We start from the raw sequence: 21,953 nt of genomic DNA on the forward strand, positions 1-21,953 counted from the left end.
ACCACCGGGACGCCGGAGCCGACCGCCGAAGCCACCGCTGAGCCCGCACCGTCAGGCTCGCTCTTCGACATCGAGGAGGAGCCGGTGGCACAGCCCGAGCCGAAGAAGGCCGAGGCTGCGCCGGAGGCCGAGCCGGAGCAGCACGACGCGCCGGAGAAGCCGAGGGGCCTCTTCGACCTCTGATCGCTCCGACCCGATACAAGACCGCCCCCATGCCGGACTCCGGCATGGGGGCGTGTGCTTCAGGCCGACGGGTGGGCAGCCGGTCGCCCCAGGTGCGGGGCGGTCGCGTGTTCAGGTGCGCGACGGGTGCGCGACGGGGCGGCGCCGCACAGCGCGGTGCAGGCGCCCACTCCGCCCAAGCGGAAGCGCTCCGGCAGCCACCCTGCGAGCTCGCCGACGGTCAGAGCACGCCGCGGATCTCACGGGCGAAGCTGGCGATGTGCTCGTGGGTGAGGCGCTCGGCACGGTCGGCGTCACCGTCAGCGACGGCGACGAGCAGGTCCGTGTGCTCGGTGACGTGGTGTGCAAGGTCGGGAAGCCGGTCGATGACCAGGCACCAGATGCGGGTGGCCAGGTTGTCGTAGCGGATCAGCACGTCCTCGAGGTGTGGGTTGCCGGCCGCCTCGTAGATGAGCCGGTGCAGCGACATGTCCGTCCGCATCATCGCGGTGCGATCACCGTGTGAGTACTCGACGCTCCTCACCTCGTCGGCCTTGGCTCGCAGCACGTCGCGCATGGCGCTACTGGCGTGGACGGCGGCCCGCCGGGCCGCGAACGGCATGAGCTGCTCGCGGATGTCGGAGATCGCACCGAGCTCGGTCACGTCGATGGTGGTGGCGAATGTGCCCCGGCGAGGGTAGGACACGACGAGATGGTCGGTCTCCAGCCGCTTGAGCGCCTCGCGAACGGGTGTGCGTCCGACGCCGATCTCCGCGGCAAGCTGGCTGTCGTTGATAGGCTCGCCGGGCCTGATGTCGAGCATGACCAATCGATCCTGAAGGCGCTCGTAGGCCAGGTCGGCCAATGACATCTGCGCCGAGTCAGTCACGGGGGAGACCTCGGGGCTGCTCATCTTTCGGCCGCCTCTTCCTTCGCGCGGGACTGTTGGCATCAGCGTCGTACCCTCTGACATACTTCAAATATATCAGCTCGCCGTGATCGACGCGCGCCCTGATCACCGACGGAGGCGGATCCGGCCATCCGGTCCCTGATCGACGCCGAACCGAAGCGCCGGCAGCTGATGTCGCCGGCGCGCCCGCGGATCGAACCCTCGTCCGAGTGGGTGTTCAAGGGGTCCGTGGCATCGGAGAACAGCCCGAAACGCAAGGGGCCCGGCAGGCTGTCGGCGCAGCCTGCCGGGCCCTTCTCAGGGGTAGTGTCCAGTCCCCCGGCCAGGTGCAGCGACCCGGCCGAGCGGCCCTACTTGAGCCAGGCGTCCACCTTGTCGCGGTTGGCGTCGACCCACTTCTTCGCCGCTGCCTCGGGCGTCATCTTGTCCACCGCGATGTACTTCGCCACGACGTTCTGGTCGTCGTTCGTCCAGTTGAAGTTCTTCACCAGGTCATAGGCCGGGCTGCCCGACTTGGCGAACTTCGCGCTGACGATCTTGTCCAGCTTGTACACGGGGTAGTCGCAGTCGACCTTCTCCGCGTCGGCGTCGCAGCCCTCCTTGTACTCGGGCAGCTTGACCTTCTCCAGCGGCACCTCGGACATGAACCACTGCGGCTCGTAGAAGTAGCCGATCACCCATTCCTTGTTCTTCTCCGCCTTGCGGAAGGTCTGGATGAGGGCGGTCTCACTGCCCGCGTACACCACCTTGTAGTCCAGCTTCAGGTTCTTCACCAGCGCCTCGTCGTTGGTGACGAACGACGGGTCGCCGTCGAGGAGCTGGCCCTTGCCGCCCGACTCGGAGGTCTTGAACTTCGACGCGTACTTGTTGAGGTTGTTCCAGTCGGTGATGTCCGGGTGCGCCTTGGCCAGCCACGGCGGCACGTACCAGCCGATGAGGCCTTCGTTGCCGGTCGGGCCGGCGTCGACGGCGGTCTTCTGGTCGGTGATGTACTTCTTCTTCAGGTCGTCGTGACCCCAGTTCTCGACGACGGCGTCGACCTCACCCGTCCCGAAGCCCTGCCAGGCGATCTCCTCCTTCAGGTCCTTCTTGGTGACCTTGCAGCCGAGGTCATTCTCCGCGACGTAGGCGATGACCGCCGCGTTGGCCTCGTAACCCACCCACGGGTTGACCGCGACGTTGAAGGTGCCGCACTTGCCGGAGCTGCCGGAGCCGTCGGCCTCCGAGGAGCTGTCACCGACCTTCGCACCGCCGCAGGCGGTGAGAGTGAGGCCGAGCACCGCCAGGCCGGCCGCGCCGACTCTCCACTGTCTTGCTTGTCTTGCCATGAGTCAGTAGCTCCTTACGCGCTGGTACGCCGCGCTGCTGCCTGAGTGATCCGGTCGAACATGACTCCGAGAAGGACGATGGCGAATCCCGCCGCGAGTCCCTTCCCGAACAGCTGCCCCTGCGAGAAGCCGGCCACGACGTCGTAGCCGAGGGCGCCCGCGCCTACCAGGCCGCCCACAACAACCATCGACAGCACGTAGATCAGGCCCTGGTTCGTCGCGAGAGTCAGGGCGCCGCGTGCCATCGGCAGTTGGACCTTGGTGATGATCTGCCAGGTGTTGCACCCGGCAGAGGTGGCCGCCTCCACGGTGGTGGCGGGCACGTTCCGTACCCCGTCCGCGATGATCTTCATGGCCACGGGAGCCGCGTAGACGATGGCGGCGACGATCGCCGTGAAGCGTGTCGCGCCGAACAGCGCGAGGAACGGCACGAGATAGACGAACGGCGGCATGACCTGTGCCGCGTCCAGGCTGGGCCGCAGCAGCCGGTCCACCAGCGCACTGCGTCCCATCCACACTCCGAAGACGATGCCGAGCAGCATCACGAGCACCGTGGCGACGAGGGTCGACGCCAGCGTCGTCATGCTGTCCGACCACACACCGGTGCCGACCAGCAGGCCCACGCACACGGCCGTGGTGACCCCGGCTCGCCAGCCGCCGAGCACGACGCCGAGCGCGATCAGTGCCGCACCGACGAGCCACCACGGGGAGTCCGTGAGCAGCGTTTGGAACGGGTTGAGCAGACCGTAGGTGATGGCGTCCCGGAAGGCGTTGGTGATGCCCGAGAGGTTGTCCTGCACCCAGGTGGTCACGGTGTCCGTCGTGCTCGAGATGGCGCTGCCGGTGTCCCCCTCGCTGGGGAACTCCGCCGCCCACAGATAGGTGTGCGACAGGTAGACCAGGACCGCGGTGACCGCCGCACCCACCCCGAGCAGCGGACGCCGCCAGGCCAGGAAACGGTTCTTCGAACGCCGGGCGGCCTCCTCGCGTGCGCTCGCCGCGGTGGTGACCCGGTCCAGCACGATGGCCAGGACGACGATGGCCAGACCCGCGTTGAAGGCCGTGCCGACGTCCAGCGACTCGAGTGCCTGCATGACGGTCTTGCCGAGGCCGGGCGCGTCGATCAGGGCGGCGATGGTCACCATGGCCAGGGCGGCCATGATGGTCTGGTTGACACCCATCACCACGGTCCGCTTGGACATCGGCAGCAGAACCTTCATCAGGGCCTGCCGTCGTGTCGCCCCCAGGGAGTCGGCCGCCTCCACCGTGGTCTCCGGTACGGAGCGGATGGCGTGCGCGGTGATGCGGATCGCGGGCGGAGCCGCGTAGATCAGCGTGGCGATGGTGGCGGAGGCCGGGCCGATGAGGAAGAACAGCGTCAGCGGGGCCAGATAGACGAACGTCGGCATCGTCTGCATGAAGTCCAGGAAGGGCGTGATGATCCGGTTGAACCGGTCGGACAGCCCCGCCCACACGCCCAGCGGGATCGCGAACAGCAGCGCCACGAACACCGCGGAGACGGTGAGCGCCAGGGTGTCCATGCTCTCCTGCCACAGACCCTGCAGCCCGAAGAAGGTGAAGCCTGCCACCGCCAGCAGCGCGACCCTCCAGTTGCCCACGGCCCAGGAGAGATAGCCGACGATGCCGACGACACCGAGCCAGCCGATCTGCGGGACGGGGCGGCCGACGGAGGACTGTGAGATCAGCTCCTGGATGAAGGTCACCAGAGTGTCGATGACCAGCCGGATCTCGTTGAAGAAGTAGATGAAGAGCGGGTTGGAGTTGCGGTTCGCGCCGATCGAGTCGTTGAGGTCGTTGAACCACCGGTGCAGATCCGTGAGATCCGCCGCCGCCAGGGTGAGGGTCTGCTTCCCCTTCAGCACGAAGAAGAGCACCAGCCAGACGACCAGGATCGCGGCCACCACCGTGCCGCGGCCGACTCTGCGGACCCCAGCGCCGGGCAAGGGTTCCGGCACCTTCTCCAACTCGCCCACTGCGTCCGGCTTGTCCGTTTTCTCTATGACGGCGGCCATCACATGTCGCCTTCCTGCCCGGCGACCACCGCGAGGATCTCCTCGTCACCCACGATGCCGAGCAGTTCGCCGTTCTCCACGACCTTGACCGGCTTGTCGGCCGCAAGTACCGCCCGGGTGGCCTCCTTCACCACGACGTCCGGGCCCAGCTCGGGACCGTCCAGGGGGTCGTCGGGCTCCGCCGGGCGCATGATCCACCGCAGGGTGAGCACGTCGCCGCGCGGCACGTCCTTGACGAACTCGCGTACGTAGTCGTCGGCGGGGGCGCCGACCAGTTCGTCCCCGGTGCCGCACTGGACCATCTTGCCGTCGCGCATGATGAGGATGCGGTCGCCCAGCTTGAGCGCCTCGGAGAGGTCGTGGGTGATGAACACCATCGTCTTGCCGACCTCGCGGTGCAGACGGATGACCTCGTTCTGCATGTCACGGCGAATCAGCGGGTCGAGCGCGGAGAACGGCTCGTCGAAGAAGAGCACGTCCGGGTCGCCGGCCAGCGCCCGGGCGAGGCCGACGCGCTGCTGCATACCGCCCGAGAGCTGGTCGGGGTAGGAGTTCTCGTAGCCGGAGAGGCCGACCAGTTCGACGACCTCCAGGGCCCGCTTGATGCGTTCGGCCTTGCCCATACCGCGGATCTCCAGGCCGAAGGCCACGTTGTCGACGACGCGGCGGTGGGGCAGCAGTCCGAAGTGCTGGAAGACCATGGAGAACTTGCTGCGTCTGAGGTCGCGCAGCCGTTTGCCGTCCGCCTCGCGGATGTCCTCGCCCTCGAACACGAGCTCACCGGCGGTGGGTTCGATCAGCCGGGTCAGACATCGCACCAGCGTGGACTTGCCGGAGCCGGACAGGCCCATGACGACGAAGACCTCGCCCTTGCGGACGTCGAAGTTCACGTCGCGTACGGCGGCGGTGCATCCGGTACGGTCCATGAGCTCACGGCGGGTGAGGCCGCACAGCTCCTCGGATTCCGGTACCTGCTCGGCCTTCGGCCCGAACACCTTCCACAGCCGGCGCACGGATATGACCGGAGTACCGTCCGGGTCCTGAGGGGTGCTGCTCAGCTGCGGCACCGCGGTCTGTGTTGGGGTCACGATCGACCTCTTCTCGGCATTCAGCCGCGGAACCAGTGTTGCGGCCGGGGTTGGATGTTCTGCCAGATGTGCTTGGGCTCTCGGTACTCGTCGAGGCCGGTCGGTCCCAGCTCCCGGCCGACGCCCGAGTGCCCGAAGCCACCCCATTCCGCCTGCGGCACATAGGGGTGGTAGTCATTGATCCACACGGTGCCGTGGCGCAGCCGCCGGGCGACCCGCTGGGCCTTGCCGGCGTCCTGCGTCCAGACGGCTCCGGCGAGCCCGTACTCGGTGTCGTTGGCGATGCGTACGGCGTCGTCCTCGTCGGTGAAGCGCTCAACGGTGAGGACGGGGCCGAAGGACTCCTCGTGCACGACGCGCATGTCCTGCCGGCACTCGTCGAGAACGGTCGGCGGGTAGTAGTGGCCGCCTGCGAGGGCAGGGTCGTCGGGCCGTTCGCCGCCGCAGCGCAGTACGGCGCCTTCGGCGAGTCCCGCCGCGACGTACGCCTCCACCTTCTCCCGGTGCTGGGCGGAGATCAGCGCTCCGGTCTCGGCCTCGGGGTCGAAGGGTCCGCCGAGCCGGATCTGCCGGGCGCGGCGGACGACCTCGTCGACGAAGCGGTCGTGGAGCGAGTCCTCGACGATCAGCCGTGCGCCGGCCGAGCAGACCTGACCCGAGTGCAGGAAGACCGCCGTGAGGGCGAAGTCCACGGCCGTCTCGAAGTCGGCGTCGGCGAAGACGACGTTGGGGTTCTTGCCGCCGAGCTCCAGCGCGACCTTCTTCACGGTCGCCGCGGCGGTGGCCATGATCCGCTTGCCGGTTTCCAGGCCCCCGGTGAAGGAGACCATGTCGACGGCCGGGTCCTCGGACAGGGGGGCGCCCACCTCGGGCCCGGTGCCCAGGACGAGGTTGGCCGCGCCGGCCGGGAGTCCGGCCTCCTCCAGCGCCTTCATCAGCAGGATCGAGGTGGAGGGGGTGAGCTCGCTGGGCTTGAGGACGATCGTGTTGCCCGCGAGGAGCGCGGGTGCGACCTTCCAGGACGCCTGGAGCAGCGGGTAGTTCCAGGGGGTGATCAGCCCGCACACACCGATCGGCTCGTGGACGACGCGGCTGACGGCGTCGTCGCGGCCGGTGTCGACCACCCGGCCCGCGTCGGTGCCGGCGATCCCGCCGTAGTACCGGAAGCAGGAGACGACGTCGGCGATGTCGTACTCGCTCTCCACGAGCCGCTTGCCGGTGTCCAGCGATTCGGCGCGCGCGAACTGCTTGGCGTCGCGCTCGATGAGGTCGGCGGTGCGCAGCAGCAGCGCGCCGCGCTCCCTCTCGGGGGTGTGCGGCCAGAGTCCCTCGTCGAAGGCACGGCGGGCCGCGGCGATCGCCGCCTCGGTGTCGGGACGCGTCCCTTCCGAGACGGTCGCGGTGAGCGTGCCGTCAGCGGGACAGCGGATCTCCCGGCGCCCTCCGGCCACCGAATCCCGCCATTCCCCAGCCACATACAGGTCTGCCACGCGCCGAGCCCTTCAGCTGAAATGCGTTGCGCATCGTGCATTCAATTGCTTGTGGTGGAACACCCTGGTCGAATGCAAAGTCCTACGTCAAGAGGTTGGCGGATGACGATTTCGCAAGGGGCCGAGCGGCCCTTCTCTCTTGACCGAAGACCCTACCCGCCCGGACCATGTTGCGTATTGCTCACTATGTTGCGCAGTACGCACCAATGGAGGCCGCTGTGTCCACTGAGTACCATCGACCGCAACCTGGCCGTGAGTACGTCCTCACCCTCTCGTGTCCCGACAGTCCCGGGCTGGTCCACGCGGTGAGCGGCTTCCTGGTCAGGAACTCGGGCAACATCCTGGAGAGCCAGCAGTTCGACGACCGGCTCCAGGGCCGCTTCTTCATGAGGGTCCACTTCGATGTTTCGGATCCGGACGCGAATGTGAAATCCCTGCGTCACCGATTCGGCCCCGTGGCCGAGGAGTTCGGCATTTCCTGGACCCTGAGCGAGGCGTCGACCCCGACCCGGACACTCATCATGGTGTCCAGGTTCGGCCACTGCCTCAACGACCTTCTCTTCCGACGGCGCACCGGCGCCCTGAACATCGAGATTCCCGCGATCGTCTCCAACCACCGGGACTTCGAGGGGCTGGCGGAGTCCTACGGCATCCCCTTCCACCACATCCCGGTGACCAGGGACACCAAGGCCGAGGCCGAGGCGCGCCTGCTGGAGCTGGTGGGCGAACTGGACATCGACCTGGTGGTGCTGGCCCGCTACATGCAGATCCTCTCCGACGACCTGTGCAAGCAGCTCGAGGGCCGCGCCATCAACATCCACCACTCCTTCCTCCCCAGCTTCAAGGGCGCGCGCCCGTACGAGCAGGCCCACGACCGCGGGGTGAAGCTCGTCGGCGCGACGGCGCACTACGTGACATCGGACCTGGACGAGGGGCAGATCATCGAGCAGGACGTGGTCAGGGTCGACCACTCGCTCGACCCCAGGGATCTGGTCACGGTCGGCCGGGACGTCGAGGCACAGGTGCTCGCACACGCGGTGAAGTGGCACAGCGAGAGCCGCGTGATGGTGGACGGCAACCGCACGGTGGTCTTCCGCTGAGCGATACGGGACACCGGTGGGCGGAGCCGGACTTCCAGCTCCGCCCACCGCTGTATACGGCTTTCGGCGGTGCGGACGCCGTGGCGCCTCGCGGGCACGGGCCGGCTTCGTTCAGCCCGTCCGGCGCTCGAGGAACTCAGCCCTCCAGCCGCTCAAGCACGGCGCGGCGCCACCGCTCCGTCTCCGCGATCTGGTTGAACGTGAACAGATGCAGCCCGGCCACCCCCGCCGAAGGCGCGCTGAGCGCCTCGGCACCACGACTGAGCAGCCTCTCCGGCGAGTAGCCCCCGGGCGCCGCGAACCGCACAAACCACGACGCGTGCTTCGTGAGGAAGCGCGCCGACTCCCCCACCCCGATCTTCGCCGCCATCGACAGCAGCTTCGCCCGCTGCACAGGCCCCGCGACGCCCACATGCACAGGCAGGCGAACGTCCCGGCGCCGTATCCGGACGACCCACTCCCCCAGCACGCGCGGATCGAAGCACAGATTGCTCACGATGTACGTCGCGTACTCGCGCTTGTCCCACATCGCCTGGATGGTGACGTCGTCATGGATGAGCGGATGACTCTCGGGATAACCGGTGACGCCGACATGAGCGAAGGGCCCGCCCAGCTCACTCAGCCCGCGCAGCACCGGCAGCGCCCCGTCATAGACCCCGGCCGGCGGCTCCGCGTCGCCCGCCGGGACGAAGACGTCGTCCACACCCGCCTCGCGGAGCCGCTCGACGACCTCCTTCAGGTGCGTGTCGTCCCGCAGCAGCCGCGCGGGCACGTGCGAGACGACACGGTAGCCGTGCGCCGCGAGCCGGGTCGTGAGATCGAGCGTCGGTTCCAGACCCTTGACCGGCGACGCCGTCACGGTGACCACGACGTCGCGCGGAACATGGGCGAGGACCTTGTCCTCGGTCGCCTTCGCGGGCAGCACCTCGTAGCGGACGCTGTGCAGCAGCGCCCGGAACCCTGCGGCGCTCAACCCCTACCCCGCCTGCTGCCGGGCATCGCGGTGGCGGTAGTACGCGGCCTTCGAAGGCGCCAGGGGCTCCTTGCCGAGGATCAGGTCGGCGGCCTTCTCGGCGACCATCATCACCGGCGCGTAGATGTTGCCGTTGGTGACGTACGGCATCACCGACGCGTCCACCACGCGCAGGCCCTCGAGCCCGTGCACCCGCATGCTGGCCGGGTCGACGACGGACATCTCGTCGGTGCCCATCTTGCAGGTGCAGGACGGGTGCAGGGCGGTCTCGCCCTCCTTCGCGACCCAGGCGAGGATCTCCTCGTCCGTGTCCACCTTCGGCCCGGGCGAGATCTCCCCGTCGTTGTACGGGGCGAGTGCCGGCTGGTTGAGGAGCTTGCGGGTCACCCGGATCGCCTCGACCCACTCACGGCGGTCCTGCTCGGTGGAGAGGTAGTTGAAGCGCAGCGCGGGGTGCTCGCGCGGGTCCTTGCTCTTGATCTTCACCGAGCCGATCGCGTCGGAGTACATGGGGCCCACGTGCACCTGGTAGCCGTGGCCGCCGGAGGGCGAGGTGCCGTCGTAGCGGACGGCGATCGGCAGGAAGTGGAACATCAGGTTGGGGTAGTCCACGTCCTCGTTGCTGCGGGCGAAACCGCCGGCCTCGAAGTGGTTGGTGGCGGCCGGGCCCTTGCGGAAGAGCCACTGCAGCCCGATGAAGGGGGCGCGCCACTTCGCCATGTACGGCTGCATGGAGACCGGCTGCTTGCAGGCGTACTGGACGTAGACCTCCAGGTGGTCCTGCATGTTCTCGCCGACGCCCGGGAGGTCGTGGACGACGTCGATCCCGAGGGCGCTCAGCTCCTCGGCGTTGCCGACACCGGAGAGCTGCAGCAGCTGCGGGGAGTTGATGGCGCCGCCGCACAGGATGACTTCCTTGGCGCGGACCTGCTGGGTCGCGCCCCGGCCGCGCTGGTACTCCACTCCCACGGCGCGCTTGCCCTCGAAGAGCACGCGCGTGACGAGGGCGCGGGTTTTGACGGTGAGGTTGGGCCGCTTCCTGACGGGCTTGAGGTACGCCTTCGAGGCCGAGAGCCGACGTCCGCGGTGGACGTTTCGGTCGAACTTGGCGAAACCTTCCTGCCGGTAGCCGTTGACGTCGTCCGTGGGCGCGTAGCCGGCTTCCTGGGTGGCCTCGAGGAAGGCACCGAAGAGCGGGTTGGTCGCGGGACCCCGTTCGAGGACGAGGGGGCCGTCATGACCGCGGAACTCGTCGTCCGGATCGGCCGCGAGGCAGTTCTCCATACGCCGGAAGTACGGCAGGCAGTGCGCGTAGTCCCAGCTCTCCATGCCGGGGTCGGCCGCCCAGCGCTCGTAGTCCATGGGATTGCCGCGCTGGAAGATCATGCCGTTGATGCTGCTGGAACCGCCCAGGACCTTGCCGCGCGCGTGGTAGACGCGTCTGCCGCCCATGTGGGGCTCGGGCTCGGACTCGTACTTCCAGTCGTAGAACCGGCTGCCGATCGGATAGGTCAGCGCCGCGGGCATGTGGATGAAGACATCCCACGGGAAGTCGGACCGGCCGGCCTCCAGCACCAGCACCCGGTTCGCCGGGTCCGCGGAGAGCCTGTTCGCCAGTGCGCTGCCGGCCGATCCGCCGCCGACGATGACGAAGTCGTAGTGCAGGGGAGCCATGGTGCCTCGTCTCGCTCGCGCCGTAGATACGCGAGGCATGCTAGTACCGGTATCTCTATACGCACCAGGTTGCGAGCGACGCAACTTACAAGTCGCATTCCGGTGCTGTTACTTGCACAGGTGTTGTTTACTACGCGTATAGTTTCGTTATGAGCAACTACAGTCCCGATATCGAAACACCGAGTTCACCCGTCGGCGGAGTGCAGTCGGTCGACCGCGCCATCAGCGTCCTGGAGATTCTGGCCCAGCGTGGCGAGGCCGGCGTCAGTGAAGTCGCCGCTGAGATCGATGTTCACAAGTCCACCGCATTCCGTCTGCTCGGCGCCCTCGAGGCGCGCGGTCTGGTGGAGCAGGCGGGCGAGCGCGGCAAGTACCGCCTCGGCTTCGGCATCGTACGCCTGGCCGGCGCGGTCACCGGACGCATCGACATCACGCAGCAGGGCCGCCCGGTCTGCGAGCGCCTCGCGGAGGAGCTCGGCGAGACGGTCAACATCGCGGTGCTGCAGGAGCACTACGCGATCAACCTCTACCAGGTGCGCGGCCCGGGCGCGGTCAGCGCGTACAACTGGGTCGGCCAGCTGACCCCGCTGCACGCCACGTCGAGCGGCAAGGTCCTGCTGGCCTACCTGCCCGCCAAGGAGCGCGCCACGCTGCTGACCGAGTCCGGCCTCAAGAAGGTCACGCCGCACACCATCACCTCGAAGGCGAAGCTCGAGAAGAACCTCGCCGAGGTGCGGGAGGCCGGCTACGCCTGGACCCAGGAGGAGCTGGAGATCGGCCTGCACGCCATGGCGGCCCCTGTCCTCAACCGGGACGGAGAGGTCATCGCCGCGGTCACGGCCTCAGGGCCCTCGTACCGGTTCACGGAGGAGCGGATGCGCGAGCTCGCCCCGGTGCTGATCAAGGGCGCCGAGGAGATCAGTCACCGGATGGGCTACCTGGGCTGACCCCGCCCGACTACTGCGAGCCGGCGCCCAGGCGCTCGTTCACCCAGTCGTGGAAGGCTCCGATGTGGTGCTCGCTGGGCACCAGCACGCCCCCCTTGGCATACAGCCGGGAGTTCATTCCGGGCTGCGTGCGCTCGCATGCCTCGAAGTCCTGCCGGTTGACCCGGTCGAAGAGTTCCACGGACCGGCTGACGTCCTTGCCGCTGTCGACGACGTGCGGGAGGTAGAGCCAGTCGCACTCGACGATCGTGCGGTCGACGGCCACCGGGTACATGCGGTGGAAGATGACGTGGTCGGGTACGAGGTTGATGAAGACCTGCGGCCTGACGGTGATCGCGTAGTAGCGGCGGTCCTGGTCCTCGGCGACGCCGGGGATGCGGTCCAGGCCCTCGGAGCCGTCGACGGTGAAGCCCTGGACCTCCGCACCGAACTCGGCGCCGTGGCCGACGTAGTACTGGGCCGCGTAGCCGTCCGCGAACTCGGGGAGCACCTCGGTGAGTTCGGGGTGGATCGTGGCGCAGTGGTAGCACTCCATGAAGTTCTCGATGATGAGCTTCCAGTTCGCCTTGACGTCGTAGACGATCCGCTTGCCGACCGAGAGGTTCTCGATGTCGTAGCGCTCGATCGACTCCACGTCGCCGAGGCGGGCGACGACGTCACCGATGACGTCCTCGTCGAAGGACGGCGGATTCTCCGCCAGGCAGACCCAGACATAGCCGAGCCACTCGCGGACGGCCACGCTCACCAGGCCGTACTCGGTGCGGCCGACGTCGGGCATCTTGGTGAGGTTGGGCGCCGCGACCAGCTTGCCGTTCAGATCGTACGTCCAGGCGTGGTACGGGCACTGGAAAGCCCGCTTGACCTCACCGCTCTCCTCCGTGCAGAGCTTGGCGCCGCGGTGCCGGCAGACGTTGAAGTAGGCGCGGATCGAGTTGTCCCGGGCGCGGGTGACGAGGATGCTCTCGCGGCCCACGTCGACGGTCCGGAAGGCTCCGGGCTTCGCCAGCTCGGACGAGCGCACGGCACAGAACCACATGGTCTCGAATATGCGCTCCTGTTCCTGGGCGAAGATCTCCGGGTCCGTGTAGGAGGAGCCGGGGAGAGTGGCGATCAGGCTGTCCGGCAGGCCGGTCGAGGTCACAGTGCACTCCTCGGGAAACGTCGTGGGATCGGTCTTTCACACGCCGGGAAGAGCGACTCCGGACGGCGTTTTGTGTGGAGCAACGCTGCGCGCCATATGAAACCGCAGCATGGGATACCGCAGGGGCGGCGTCAAGATGTCATGGCGGCGAGCTGCTTGCGCCAGCGGGTGAACAGCCTCGGCTGGTTCATCCCGAGCACGGCGACCGGATGACCGGCACGCCGGTAGACGGCCAGGACGTTGCGATCGTCCGGGGCGCCCTCCTCGACCGTCACGCTGTCCGCGCCGGCCGCGTGACCCGCGAACTGGATCTTCACTCCGTACTGGTCCGACCAGAAGTACGGCGGCCGGGGCACACCCGGTTCCACCGCGCCTCCCGCGAGCAGCGTCGCGACGGCCGCGGCCGGGCGCTCCTGCGCGCCGGTCCAGTGCTCGACGCGACGGTGGATGCCCGCGCGGGGGTCGTACCAGGAGGCGCAGTCACCGACGGCGACCACACCGGCCAGGCTGGTGCGGCCGTCCGCGCCGCACTTCACACCGTTGTCGAGTACGACGCCGGATCCTTCCAGCCACTCGACGCACGGGCGTGCGCCCACACCGACGACGACGATGTCGGCGGGGACGGTGCGGCCGTCCTCGAGCAGGACGGCGTCGACCCTGCTCTCCCCGCTCAGTCCCTTGACGCCCACGCCGCACAACAGCCGTACGCCGTGGTCCACGTGGAGAGCGGAGACGATGCGGCCCATGTCCTCACCGAGCGGACCGGCGAGCGGCGTGGGCGCCGCTTCGACGACCGTCACGTCGAGTCCGAGGGCATGGGCGGTGGAGGCGACCTCGGCGCCGATGAATCCACCGCCGATCACGACCAGCCGTCCGCCTTGCGCCAGTTCGTCCCGCAGGGCGCGGGCGTCGTCCAGGGTGCGCAGAACGTGGACTCCGGCCAGGCCGTCGGAACCGGGCAGCTGCCGTGCGGCGGCGCCGGTCGCGATGACGAAGCCGTCGGCCCGGATCTCCCTGCCGTCCTCCCCACCGCCGACGAGCCGGACGGCACGCTCCGTGCGGTCCAGTCCGGCGGCACGGGTGCCGAGCAGCCACTCCGCCCCCAGATCCTCGCCGTCCATCTCGAGCGCGAGGTCGGCTTCGCCGATGCCGCCGGCCAGGAACTCCTTGGACAGCGGGGGCCTGTCGTACGGGCGGTGGATCTCGTCACCGATGATGACCAGCCGTCCGTCAAACCCCTGTTTGCGCAGTGAGCGCGCCGCCGACAGACCGGCCAGCGAGGCGCCCACCACGGCCACGGTCCTCACGCGGGACCCCCGGCGAGCCGGGACGCGACACAGGGCGGCAGGTTGGGGGCGTCCGTGGACACCTGGACGTAGATCATGCCGTCCTCGACGAGGACCTCGTGGGTCCGTACCGGGAGCTTGGCCGGCGGGGCGTCGACGGCGCCGGTCCTCAGGTCGAACTTCGAGGCATGCAGCGGGCATTCCACCTCGCAGCCCTCCAGCCAGCCGTCGGCGAGCGAGGCGTCCTGGTGGGTGCAGGTGTCGTCGATGGCGAAGAGTTCGCCGTCGTCGGTGTGGAACACCGAAACCGGTGGATCGATGTCGAGCCTGAAGGCCTCGCCTCGCGGGAGGTCCACGAGACGGCACGCGGGAATCATCATGACACCTCGGTGCGTATAGCGAAACGGATTGCGGTAAGCGCAACGCCAGTCTGCGGGCCGCTCTGAACCGTTGTCAAGGCATCCAAGGGCCTGGTTCGAACGGGCCGGCCGATCGGCCTCCGGACAGCCCGAAACGCCCGAACCACCTGCGTGAACAGGCGGAACGGGCGCCGTGCGAAGGCCGCCGGGAGGCGGTCAGAAACCGCGGTCGATCCACTCCTGGAGGTGCGGAGCCTCGGCCGCGACAGTGGTCGTCTCCCCATGTCCGGTGTGTACGACGGTGTCGCCCGGCAGGGTCAGCAGCCGGTCCCGGATCGAATCGACGATCGTGCCGAAGTCGCTGTACGACCTCCCCGTCGCCCCCGGCCCGCCCGCGAAGAGCGTGTCACCGCTGAAGAGGGCCGTCAGGGCCGGCGCGTGGAGACAGACCGCCCCGGGAGCATGGCCGGGAGTGTGCAGCACGGTCAGTTCGACGCCCGCCACGGTGAGGACCTGACCGTCGGTGAGTCCACCGTCGGGCGTCCGGTCGGGGTGGGTCTGCTTCCACAGCGGCAGGTCGTCGTCGTGGAGCAGGATCGGGGCACCGGTGCGTGCGGCGAGTTCGGGCGCGGCGTCGATGTGGTCGTTGTGGGCGTGGGTGCACACGATGGCCAGCAGCCGCCGCTCCCCCACCGCCGCGGCGATGGCGTCCGCGTCGTGCGCGGCGTCGATGACGATCGCCTCGCGGTCGTCGCCGACGATCCACACGTTGTTGTCGACGTCCCAGGTGCCGCCGTCGAGCGAGAAGGTCCCCGAGGTGACGAGGTGTTCGATGCGGGGGCCGGCCGTCACAGGACCACCACCGAGCGCAGCACGTCGCCGCGGTGCATCCGCTCGAAGGCCTTCTCGACCTCGTCCAGGGCGATGGTCTCCGTGACGAAGGTGTCCAGATCCAGACGACCCTGGAGGTAGAGGTCGATGAGCATCGGGAAGTCCCGGGAGGGCAGGCAGTCGCCGTACCAGGAGGACTTGAGCGCGCCACCGCGGCCGAAGACGTCCAGCAGCGGCAGTTCGAGCTTCATCTCCGGTGTCGGCACACCGACCAGGACGACCGTGCCGGCGAGGTCGCGGGCGTAGAAGGCCTGCTGGTACGTCTCCGGGCGGCCCACCGCCTCGATGACGACATCGGCACCGAAGCCCCCGGTCAGCTCACGGATCGCCTCGACCGCGTCGCTGTTCTTGGAGTTGACGGCGTGCGTGGCGCCCAGCTTCCTGGCGGTCTCCAGCTTGAGGTCGTCGATGTCCACCGCGATGATCTTCGCCGCGCCGGCCAGGCTCGACCCGACGACCGCCGCGGCACCGACGCCGCCGCAGCCGATGACCGCCACGCTGTCGCCCCGTCCGACGTTGCCGGTGTTGATGGCCGCGCCGATGCCGGCCATCACCCCGCACCCCAGCAGTCCGGCGGCGGCCGCCGAGGCGGCCCGGTCGACCTTCGTGCACTGCCCCGCCGCCACCAGCGTCTTCTCCGCGAACGCGCCGATACCCAGCGCCGGCGACAGCTCGGTGCCATCGGTCAGGGTCATCTTCTGCTTCGCGTTGTGGGTGCTGAAGCAGTACCACGGGCGTCCGCGCAGACAGGCCCGGCACTGCCCGCACACCGCACGCCAGTTGAGGATGACGAAGTCACCGGGGGCGACATCGGTGACGCCCTCCCCCACCGATTCCACGACGCCCGCGGCCTCGTGGCCCAGCAGGAAGGGGAACTCGTCGTTGATGCCACCCTCCCGGTAGTGCAGATCGGTGTGACAGACCCCGCAGGCCTCGATCTTCACCAGCGCCTCACCCGGGCCGGGATCGGGCACGATGATCGTTTCCAGGCTGACGGGGGCGCCCTTCCCGCGCGCGACGACAGCACGGACCTGGTGAGCCATGGCCACTCCTCGGCTGATATGAGAACTGAGTCTGATGTTGCTTATCGCGGTACACATCGCGTGTATCGCAACACAGCATCGTGGAGCGCCGACCAGGGGTCAAGGATCCGGTCGTTCACGACCGACACCGCCGGACGGCGACCGTTAGGACACTCGTTATAGAGCCGTGTACTGTCTCGGTCTGACGATCGTTATAGGAGGCAGCCGTGACCATCATCACCGTGAACACCGAGAAGGGCCGTCTGAGCCTCTGGCAGCGCCGCACGCTGGCCGAGACACTGACGGACGCCGTGCTCGTGCCCGAGGTCGGCCGGTTCGCCCCGGCCGCGCGGGCCGGGTTCCAGGTGCACTTCGTGGAGCGCGAGCCCGACATGATGGCCATCGGTGGCCGTCTGCTGGCGGACATCGAGCCGGAGGCCGACGTCATGGTGATCGATGTGGCGGTCATGGACGGGGACTGGCGGCAGGAGGTACGGGCCGAGGTCATCGAGCGCGTCCTGGCCGCGATGGCCCAGGCATGTGGGGTTCAGGAGCCGTTGCCGACCTGGTGGGTCACCTTCCGGGTCATCGACGAGGGGAGCTGGGGGGCCGGCGGCGGTGTGCTCTCGATCCTCTCCCTCCTCGACACCGGCGTGTTCACCGAGGAGAAGATCAAGACGATCCGCACAGCCGTCGGCGCCTGAGCGCGGGGCCGGCGTCCCAAAGTCATCGACCGGGAAGCCGGCGGTACGTCCCCGCACAGCGCAACGGCGCTCGGGTCAGCCGACCGGCAGCGCCCGCCCCAGGATCCCGTCCAGGTCGGCGGAACCCGGCAGGGTACCGAAGGCGTGGCCCCAGTCGCCGCCGAGACGGGTCGCGCAGAACGCGTCGGCGACCGCGGGCGGGGCATGCCGGACCAGCAGAGAGGCCTGCAGGGTCAGGGCCATCCGCTCCACGAGGCGCCGGGCGCCCGTCTGGTCGGCCTCGCGCAGCCCGTCCCTCAGCCGGGCCACGGCCGCGTCGAGCCGGGTGTCCGCGCCGTGCGCCAGGGCGAGTTCGGCGAACAACGCGTCCACGGTGCCGGGCTCCCGCGTCAGCGCCCGCAGCACGTCGAGGGCGTTGACGTTGCCCGAACCCTCCCAGATCGACAGCAGGGGTGCCTCCCGGTAGTGGCGGGGCATTCCCGAATCCTCGACGTAGCCGTTGCCCCCCAGGCACTCCAGGGCCTCCGCGGTGAAGGCCGGGCCCCGCTTGGTCACCCAGTACTTGCCGACGGCGGTGGCGATCCTGCGGAACATCCGCTCGCCGTCGTCCCCGCGCACCGCCCGGTCGGCCGCGCCGGCCAGCCGCAGCGTGAGGGTCGTGGCCGCCTCGGACTCCAGCGCGAGATCGGCCAGGACGTTGCGCATCAGCGGCTGGTCCAGCAGCCGCGCGCCGAAGGCACTGCGGTGCCGCGCGTGGTGGCCCGCCTCGACGAGCGTCCTGCGCATCAGCGTCGCCGAGCCCATCACACAGTCCAGCCGGGTGCAGTTGACCATCTCGATGATGGTCTTCACCCCCTGGCCCTCGGGCCCGACGCGCCAGGCGACGGTGCCGTCGAACTCCGGCTCCGAGGAAGCATTGGAGCGGTTGCCCAGCTTGTCCTTGAGCCGCTGGATACGGAAGGTGTTGCGGCTGCCGTCGGGCAGGACGCGTGGCACCAGGAAGCAGGTCAGGCCGTCCGGTGCCTGGGCGAGCACGAGGAACAGGTCGCACATCGGCGCCGACGTGAACCACTTGTGCCCGCGCAGGGTGTACACGCCGGGCTCGGCGCCGGGTGTGGCCGTCGTACTGTTCGCCCGTACGTCGCTGCCGCCCTGCTTCTCGGTCATCCCCATCCCGGCGAGCAGCCCGCGCTTCTCGGTGGGCACCCGCAGGCCCGGGTCGTACTCCCGGCCGGTCAGCAGGGGTTCGTACACGGCGGCCAGCTCCGGCTGACGGCGCAGCGCGGGCACGACCGCGTACGTCATCGACGTCGGGCAGGTGTGCCCGGCCTCGGTGTGTCCCCACACCAGCCCGCCCGCGATACGCGCGACATGGGCACCGGGCCGGTCGTCCGCCCAGGGCGCGCCCGCCAGGCCCGCACCGACCGCGGTCCGCATCAGATGGTGCCAACTGGGATGGAAGTCGGCCTCGTCGACTCGGTTTCCGTACCGGTCGTGGGTACGCAGCTCCGGCTCGAACCGGTTGGCCTGCTCGGCCCACTCCTGCGCCTCGATGCTGCCGGCCTGGAGGCCCAGCCGCCGGATGTCCTTCTCGGCCCACTCCGCGCCCTCCCTGCGCAGCCCCTCCATCAGGGCCGCGTCCTCGGACGCGTCGTACGGGGCCAGGGGCGGGGGCTGGTTGGTGACGTCGTGGGTGGTGTACCGCGAGGGCGACTGGGCGTGCGCGACTGTCGTGGCCATGGGACGAGTATTACATCATTCCTACGGTCGCAGCCACGCTGTAACACCAAGGGGGCCACGTACAGTACGTGGTCATGCAGATGAACGTCCCGGGGCAGCCGACCGAGCTCGAACTTCGGCCGCTGTCCGCGCGGTCGGTCGTCCTGAGTCTTCTGCTGGGCACGCACCCTCCCGAGCTGCCCGTGAAAGAACTCGTGCGCCGCGTGGAACCCTTCGGCGTCGCGGGGTCCGCCCTGCGAGCCGCGCTCAGCCGGATGGTGTCAGCCGGGGACCTGCGGCGCACGGACTCGGTCTACCGCCTCAGCGACCGGCTGCTGGAGCGCCAGCGCCGCCAGGACGCGGCGGTACGCCCCGAGACCCGGCCGTGGGACGGCGACTGGGAGATGGTCGTCGTCACCGCCACCGGCCGGGACCCCGCCGAACGCGCCGAACTGCGCGCACGACTGACCGCCCTGCGGCTCGCCGAGCTGCGGGAGGGCGTCTGGCTGCGTCCGGCGAACCTGCTCCGCACCCGGCCGCCGGGCCTCGGCCGGGCGGTCCAGCACTTCACCACCCGCCCCGACCGCCCCTCCGGCGACCTGGCCTCGAGCCTCTGGCCCCTGGACACCTGGGCCGCGAAGGCCGAGGCGTTGCTCGCCCACATCGCGCGGACCCGGCAGCCCGCCGATCGCTTCACCGCCCTCGCGGCCGCCGTACGACATCTGCTCGCCGACCCCGTCCTGCCCCCCGAACTCCTGCCGGCGGACTGGCCGGGGCCTGAGCTGCGGGCCGCGTACACGGACCACCGGCGGGAGCTGACCGAGACGGCGCTGGGGCGCACGGGCTGAGAGGAGGGGCGTCGCACGACCCCGCGCCCCGGTCCACGCCCCCTTCAGGTCGACACCGGCGCCACACGAGCACCCCCGGGGGGAGGGCAAGGACATCCGCCGGACAGGCCCTAGCGGTCGAGCGCGGCCGTGATCAGGACTTCGAGCTGCTGCGCGACCTGATCCAGGGGCTGGATGCTGTGCTTGGCGCGGCACATGGCGACGGCGCCCTCGACCGATGCCACGACGAGGGCCGCGAGCGCGGGGATCTGCGCGGGGTCGGCACCGTGCTCGCGCAGCGCGTCTGCGAGCAGTTGCTCCCAGCTGTCGAACGCCTCCGCCGCGGCGGCGAGGGCCGGTGGGGTCTCGTCGGCCGGCGGCTCCTCGACGGCGACGGCCAGCACGGGGCAGCCGGCGCGGAAGTCGCTCTCGAGGACGTTGCCGCGCCACAGGGTCAGGAAGGCGCGCACCCCGGCGACCGGGCCCGCCTCCAGTTCCCTGCGCAGTACGCGCACGACGGCCTCGCCCGCGTACCGCACCGCCTCGGTGGCCAGCTGCCCCTTGCCCTCGGGGAAGTAGTGGTAGGTCGAGCCGAGGGGCGCCCGGGCGTGTTTGGCCAGCTCCCGGATGCTGGTGGCGTTGAGACCGCGCCTGCTGATCATGTCGGCCGCGCCGGCCACGATCCGCTCACGGGACGGCGTGCTGGGTTTGGCCAAGTCCGTACTCCCCTCCGGCTGCAGCGCTTGGCTATAGCGCTCGTCATAGTCTAGCGTGACCCCTGCTTATAGCGATCGTCATAGATCTTGTGGAAGCCCGAAGGGAGACTTCGTCATGCCGATGATCCGGCTCACCGTCCCGTCCGGTTCGCTGACCGAGGAAGGCCGCAAGGGGATCCAGCGTGAGCTGGCCACCATGCTGCTGCGCTGGGAGGGAGCACCCGACACCGCGCTCTTCCGCTCCCTGGCGTGGAGCTACCTCATCGAACTGCCCGAGGGGGCACAGAGCACCATCGAGGACGACGCGCCGCGCTTCCTCGTGGAGGTGACAGTCCCTCAGGGAGCGCTGTCCGAGCGACGCAAGGCCGGAGTGGTGCAGGACATGACCAAGGCCGTGCTCGACGCCGCCGGGCTGAGCCAGGACGACGCCCTGCGCGTGTGGGTGCTGGTGCACGAGCAGCCCGACGGCACCTGGGGCGCGGGCGGATCGGTCATGCGCTACGCCGACCTCGCGGCTCTGGCGAAGGGGCAGCCGACGGATGCGTGAACTGACGTACGTCGCCCGGCACACCGTCGAGTGGCGCGAGGCACCCGACCCCAGGCTCCAGTCCGGCCAGGAGGCGATCGTCACCCCGGTCGCCGCCACCTCCTGTGACGTGGACTCCGCGATCCTCGCCGGTCACGGCTTCATCGACCCGCCGTTCGCCCTGGGGCACGAGTGCGTGGCCCGGGTGGTCGACGCCGGGGACGCCGTCACCACCGTGGCCCCCGGTGACCTGGTGGTCGTCCCCTGGTCCATCAACTGCGGTGCCTGCGACAACTGCCGCACCGGACTGACGGCGCACTGCACGGCAGTACCGCACATGGCCATGTACGGCGCACCGATCGGCGGGAACTGGGGCGGCCTCTTCTCCGACCTGGTCCGCGTGCCGTGGGCGGACGCCATGCTGGTGCCCCTGCCCGCCGATCTGGACCCGGTCGCCATGGCGTCGGCCAGCGACAACTGGTCCCTGTCCTGGCGCCTGGTGGCGCCCCACCTGAAGGCGAGGCCCGGCGCCCGCGTCCTGGTCGTGGCCCGCGGCAGCATCGGCCTGTACGTGTGCGACATCGCCCGCGCGCTCGGCGCCTCCGACGTCCTCTACGTCGACCCCGACCCCGAACACCGCAGGATCGCCGAGGGCTACGGCGCCCGCACGGCCGAGACGGTCGAGCCCGTCCGGCACGGCTTCGACCTGGCCGTCGAGGCCACGGGCCGCGTCGACCAGCTGGCGCTCGCCCTCAAGTGCCTTGCCCCGGAAGGCATATGCGAATCGGCGGGCAACCACTTCCGCCCCGGCGAGCTGCCCCTGCTGGACATGTACCTCACCGGTGTCACCCTGCGCGTCGCCCGCGACAACGTCCGCGCCCACATCCCCGACGCCCTCGACCTGGCCCGCTCCGGGAAGGTGGCGCCCGAACGCGTCGTCTCGCACGTCCTCGACTGGGAACAACTCCCCGGCCTTCTCCCCGAGAAGCACCTCAAACCCGTCTTCGTACGCGCCGACTCCTGACCGAGCCGTGCCCTCCCCGGCCCACCACTCCCC

General features: G+C 69.4%; 20 protein-coding genes. 6 read left to right on the forward strand and 14 right to left on the reverse strand.

Annotation, left to right across the window (positions count from 1 at the left end; genetic code table 11):
• Positions 1-403 precede the first annotated feature (403 nt).
• The 5 genes from FNH04_RS09740 to FNH04_RS09760 all read right to left on the reverse strand — a co-directional run bounded on the left by FNH04_RS09740 (position 404) and on the right by FNH04_RS09760 (position 7,011).
• The gene (locus FNH04_RS09740; protein ID WP_228031254.1) at positions 404-1,033 is read right to left on the reverse strand and encodes a GntR family transcriptional regulator; all 630 of its coding nucleotides are present in this window, start codon (positions 1,031-1,033) and stop codon (positions 404-406) included.
• A 389-nt stretch (positions 1,034-1,422) separates the two neighbouring features.
• Entirely contained in the window at positions 1,423-2,400 is a 978-nt protein-coding gene (locus FNH04_RS09745; RefSeq protein WP_152782398.1) for an ABC transporter substrate-binding protein, read from the reverse strand.
• A gap of 14 nt (positions 2,401-2,414) precedes the next feature.
• Positions 2,415-4,433, reverse strand: coding sequence for an ABC transporter permease (locus tag FNH04_RS09750; protein WP_152782401.1), 2,019 nt, complete (start codon positions 4,431-4,433; stop codon positions 2,415-2,417).
• The gene (locus FNH04_RS09755; RefSeq protein WP_322722824.1) at positions 4,433-5,521 is read right to left on the reverse strand and encodes a quaternary amine ABC transporter ATP-binding protein; all 1,089 of its coding nucleotides are present in this window, start codon (positions 5,519-5,521) and stop codon (positions 4,433-4,435) included. Before FNH04_RS09755 ends, FNH04_RS09750 begins: the two co-directional genes overlap by 1 nt.
• Positions 5,522-5,541: 20 nt before the next feature.
• Positions 5,542-7,011 carry an aldehyde dehydrogenase family protein gene (locus tag FNH04_RS09760; protein ID WP_322722826.1) on the reverse strand — a complete coding sequence of 490 codons (1,470 nt, stop codon included), beginning with the start codon at positions 7,009-7,011 and terminating at the stop codon, positions 5,542-5,544.
• A 206-nt stretch (positions 7,012-7,217) separates the two neighbouring features.
• Between FNH04_RS09760 and purU the strand changes: the two genes are divergently transcribed.
• Complete coding sequence (purU, locus tag FNH04_RS09765) at positions 7,218-8,111, forward strand: formyltetrahydrofolate deformylase (RefSeq protein WP_152782403.1); 894 nt, start codon at positions 7,218-7,220, stop codon at positions 8,109-8,111.
• A 136-nt stretch (positions 8,112-8,247) separates the two neighbouring features.
• On the opposite strand, the gene FNH04_RS09770 is transcribed toward purU, so the two are convergent.
• Both FNH04_RS09770 and betA read right to left on the reverse strand, forming a co-directional pair.
• Entirely contained in the window at positions 8,248-9,084 is an 837-nt protein-coding gene (locus tag FNH04_RS09770) for a methylenetetrahydrofolate reductase (protein WP_152782405.1), read from the reverse strand.
• Positions 9,085-9,087: 3 nt separating this feature from the next.
• Positions 9,088-10,758, reverse strand: coding sequence for a choline dehydrogenase (gene betA / locus FNH04_RS09775; RefSeq protein WP_152782407.1), 1,671 nt, complete (start codon positions 10,756-10,758; stop codon positions 9,088-9,090).
• Between the two features lie 149 nt (positions 10,759-10,907).
• On the opposite strand from betA, the gene FNH04_RS09780 reads away from it, so the two are divergent.
• Positions 10,908-11,705, forward strand: a complete 798-nt coding sequence (locus FNH04_RS09780; protein ID WP_152782409.1) for an IclR family transcriptional regulator — start codon at positions 10,908-10,910, stop codon at positions 11,703-11,705.
• Between the two features lie 10 nt (positions 11,706-11,715).
• On the opposite strand, the gene FNH04_RS09785 is transcribed toward FNH04_RS09780, so the two are convergent.
• The 5 genes from FNH04_RS09785 to FNH04_RS09805 form a co-directional block, all read right to left on the reverse strand.
• Positions 11,716-12,846 (reverse strand): aromatic ring-hydroxylating oxygenase subunit alpha, encoded by a 1,131-nt coding sequence (locus FNH04_RS09785; protein WP_322722828.1) that lies wholly within the window; start codon positions 12,844-12,846, stop codon positions 11,716-11,718.
• 131 nt (positions 12,847-12,977) lie between these two features.
• A complete protein-coding gene (locus tag FNH04_RS09790; RefSeq protein WP_322722829.1) occupies positions 12,978-14,153 on the reverse strand; it encodes an NAD(P)/FAD-dependent oxidoreductase in 1,176 nt (391 codons plus the stop codon).
• The gene (locus tag FNH04_RS09795) at positions 14,150-14,512 is read right to left on the reverse strand and encodes a bifunctional 3-phenylpropionate/cinnamic acid dioxygenase ferredoxin subunit (protein ID WP_152782411.1); all 363 of its coding nucleotides are present in this window, start codon (positions 14,510-14,512) and stop codon (positions 14,150-14,152) included. Before FNH04_RS09795 ends, FNH04_RS09790 begins: the two co-directional genes overlap by 4 nt.
• A gap of 195 nt (positions 14,513-14,707) precedes the next feature.
• Positions 14,708-15,343 (reverse strand): MBL fold metallo-hydrolase, encoded by a 636-nt coding sequence (locus FNH04_RS09800; RefSeq protein WP_322722830.1) that lies wholly within the window; start codon positions 15,341-15,343, stop codon positions 14,708-14,710.
• Complete coding sequence (locus FNH04_RS09805; protein WP_152782413.1) at positions 15,340-16,425, reverse strand: S-(hydroxymethyl)mycothiol dehydrogenase; 1,086 nt, start codon at positions 16,423-16,425, stop codon at positions 15,340-15,342. Before FNH04_RS09805 ends, FNH04_RS09800 begins: the two co-directional genes overlap by 4 nt.
• 206 nt (positions 16,426-16,631) lie before the next feature.
• Between FNH04_RS09805 and FNH04_RS09810 the strand changes: the two genes are divergently transcribed.
• Positions 16,632-17,108, forward strand: a complete 477-nt coding sequence (locus tag FNH04_RS09810; protein WP_322722831.1) for a tautomerase enzyme — start codon at positions 16,632-16,634, stop codon at positions 17,106-17,108.
• A gap of 75 nt (positions 17,109-17,183) precedes the next feature.
• On the opposite strand, the gene FNH04_RS09815 is transcribed toward FNH04_RS09810, so the two are convergent.
• Entirely contained in the window at positions 17,184-18,848 is a 1,665-nt protein-coding gene (locus FNH04_RS09815) for an acyl-CoA dehydrogenase family protein (RefSeq protein ID WP_152782415.1), read from the reverse strand.
• 74 nt (positions 18,849-18,922) lie between these two features.
• Here FNH04_RS09815 and FNH04_RS09820 point away from each other — a divergent pair, with 74 nt between their 5' ends.
• Positions 18,923-19,675, forward strand: a complete 753-nt coding sequence (locus FNH04_RS09820; protein ID WP_152782417.1) for a PaaX family transcriptional regulator C-terminal domain-containing protein — start codon at positions 18,923-18,925, stop codon at positions 19,673-19,675.
• A 110-nt stretch (positions 19,676-19,785) separates the two neighbouring features.
• Here the strand turns inward: FNH04_RS09820 and FNH04_RS09825 are convergent, their stop codons facing one another.
• Complete coding sequence (locus FNH04_RS09825; RefSeq protein ID WP_152782419.1) at positions 19,786-20,370, reverse strand: TetR/AcrR family transcriptional regulator; 585 nt, start codon at positions 20,368-20,370, stop codon at positions 19,786-19,788.
• A 115-nt stretch (positions 20,371-20,485) separates the two neighbouring features.
• On the opposite strand from FNH04_RS09825, the gene FNH04_RS09830 reads away from it, so the two are divergent.
• Positions 20,486-20,917, forward strand: a complete 432-nt coding sequence (locus FNH04_RS09830) for a tautomerase family protein (RefSeq protein WP_152782421.1) — start codon at positions 20,486-20,488, stop codon at positions 20,915-20,917.
• Positions 20,910-21,920: a zinc-dependent alcohol dehydrogenase gene (locus FNH04_RS09835; protein WP_152782423.1), complete on the forward strand. Its 1,011-nt coding sequence runs from the start codon at positions 20,910-20,912 to the stop codon at positions 21,918-21,920. Before FNH04_RS09830 ends, FNH04_RS09835 begins: the two co-directional genes overlap by 8 nt.
• The last annotated feature ends 33 nt before the right edge of the window (positions 21,921-21,953 follow it).

Source organism: Streptomyces phyllanthi (genome assembly GCF_009377205.1).
GTDB lineage: Bacteria > Actinomycetota > Actinomycetes > Streptomycetales > Streptomycetaceae > Streptomyces > Streptomyces phyllanthi.

Coding starts and splice junctions, on each gene's coding strand:
- FNH04_RS09805 (WP_152782413.1), bottom strand. CDS start 16,425: ATGGCTCACCAGGTCCGTGCTGTCGTCGCGCGCGGGAAGGGCGCCCCC.
- FNH04_RS09750 (WP_152782401.1), bottom strand. CDS start 4,433: ATGGCCGCCGTCATAGAGAAAACGGACAAGCCGGACGCAGTGGGCGAG.
- FNH04_RS09830 (WP_152782421.1), top strand. CDS start 20,486: ATGCCGATGATCCGGCTCACCGTCCCGTCCGGTTCGCTGACCGAGGAA.
- FNH04_RS09740 (WP_228031254.1), bottom strand. CDS start 1,033: ATGTCATTGGCCGACCTGGCCTACGAGCGCCTTCAGGATCGATTGGTC.
- FNH04_RS09820 (WP_152782417.1), top strand. CDS start 18,923: ATGCAGATGAACGTCCCGGGGCAGCCGACCGAGCTCGAACTTCGGCCG.
- FNH04_RS09835 (WP_152782423.1), top strand. CDS start 20,910: ATGCGTGAACTGACGTACGTCGCCCGGCACACCGTCGAGTGGCGCGAG.
- betA (WP_152782407.1), bottom strand. CDS start 10,758: ATGGCTCCCCTGCACTACGACTTCGTCATCGTCGGCGGCGGATCGGCC.
- FNH04_RS09745 (WP_152782398.1), bottom strand. CDS start 2,400: ATGGCAAGACAAGCAAGACAGTGGAGAGTCGGCGCGGCCGGCCTGGCG.
- FNH04_RS09780 (WP_152782409.1), top strand. CDS start 10,908: ATGAGCAACTACAGTCCCGATATCGAAACACCGAGTTCACCCGTCGGC.
- FNH04_RS09795 (WP_152782411.1), bottom strand. CDS start 14,512: ATGATGATTCCCGCGTGCCGTCTCGTGGACCTCCCGCGAGGCGAGGCC.
- purU (WP_152782403.1), top strand. CDS start 7,218: ATGGAGGCCGCTGTGTCCACTGAGTACCATCGACCGCAACCTGGCCGT.
- FNH04_RS09815 (WP_152782415.1), bottom strand. CDS start 18,848: ATGGCCACGACAGTCGCGCACGCCCAGTCGCCCTCGCGGTACACCACC.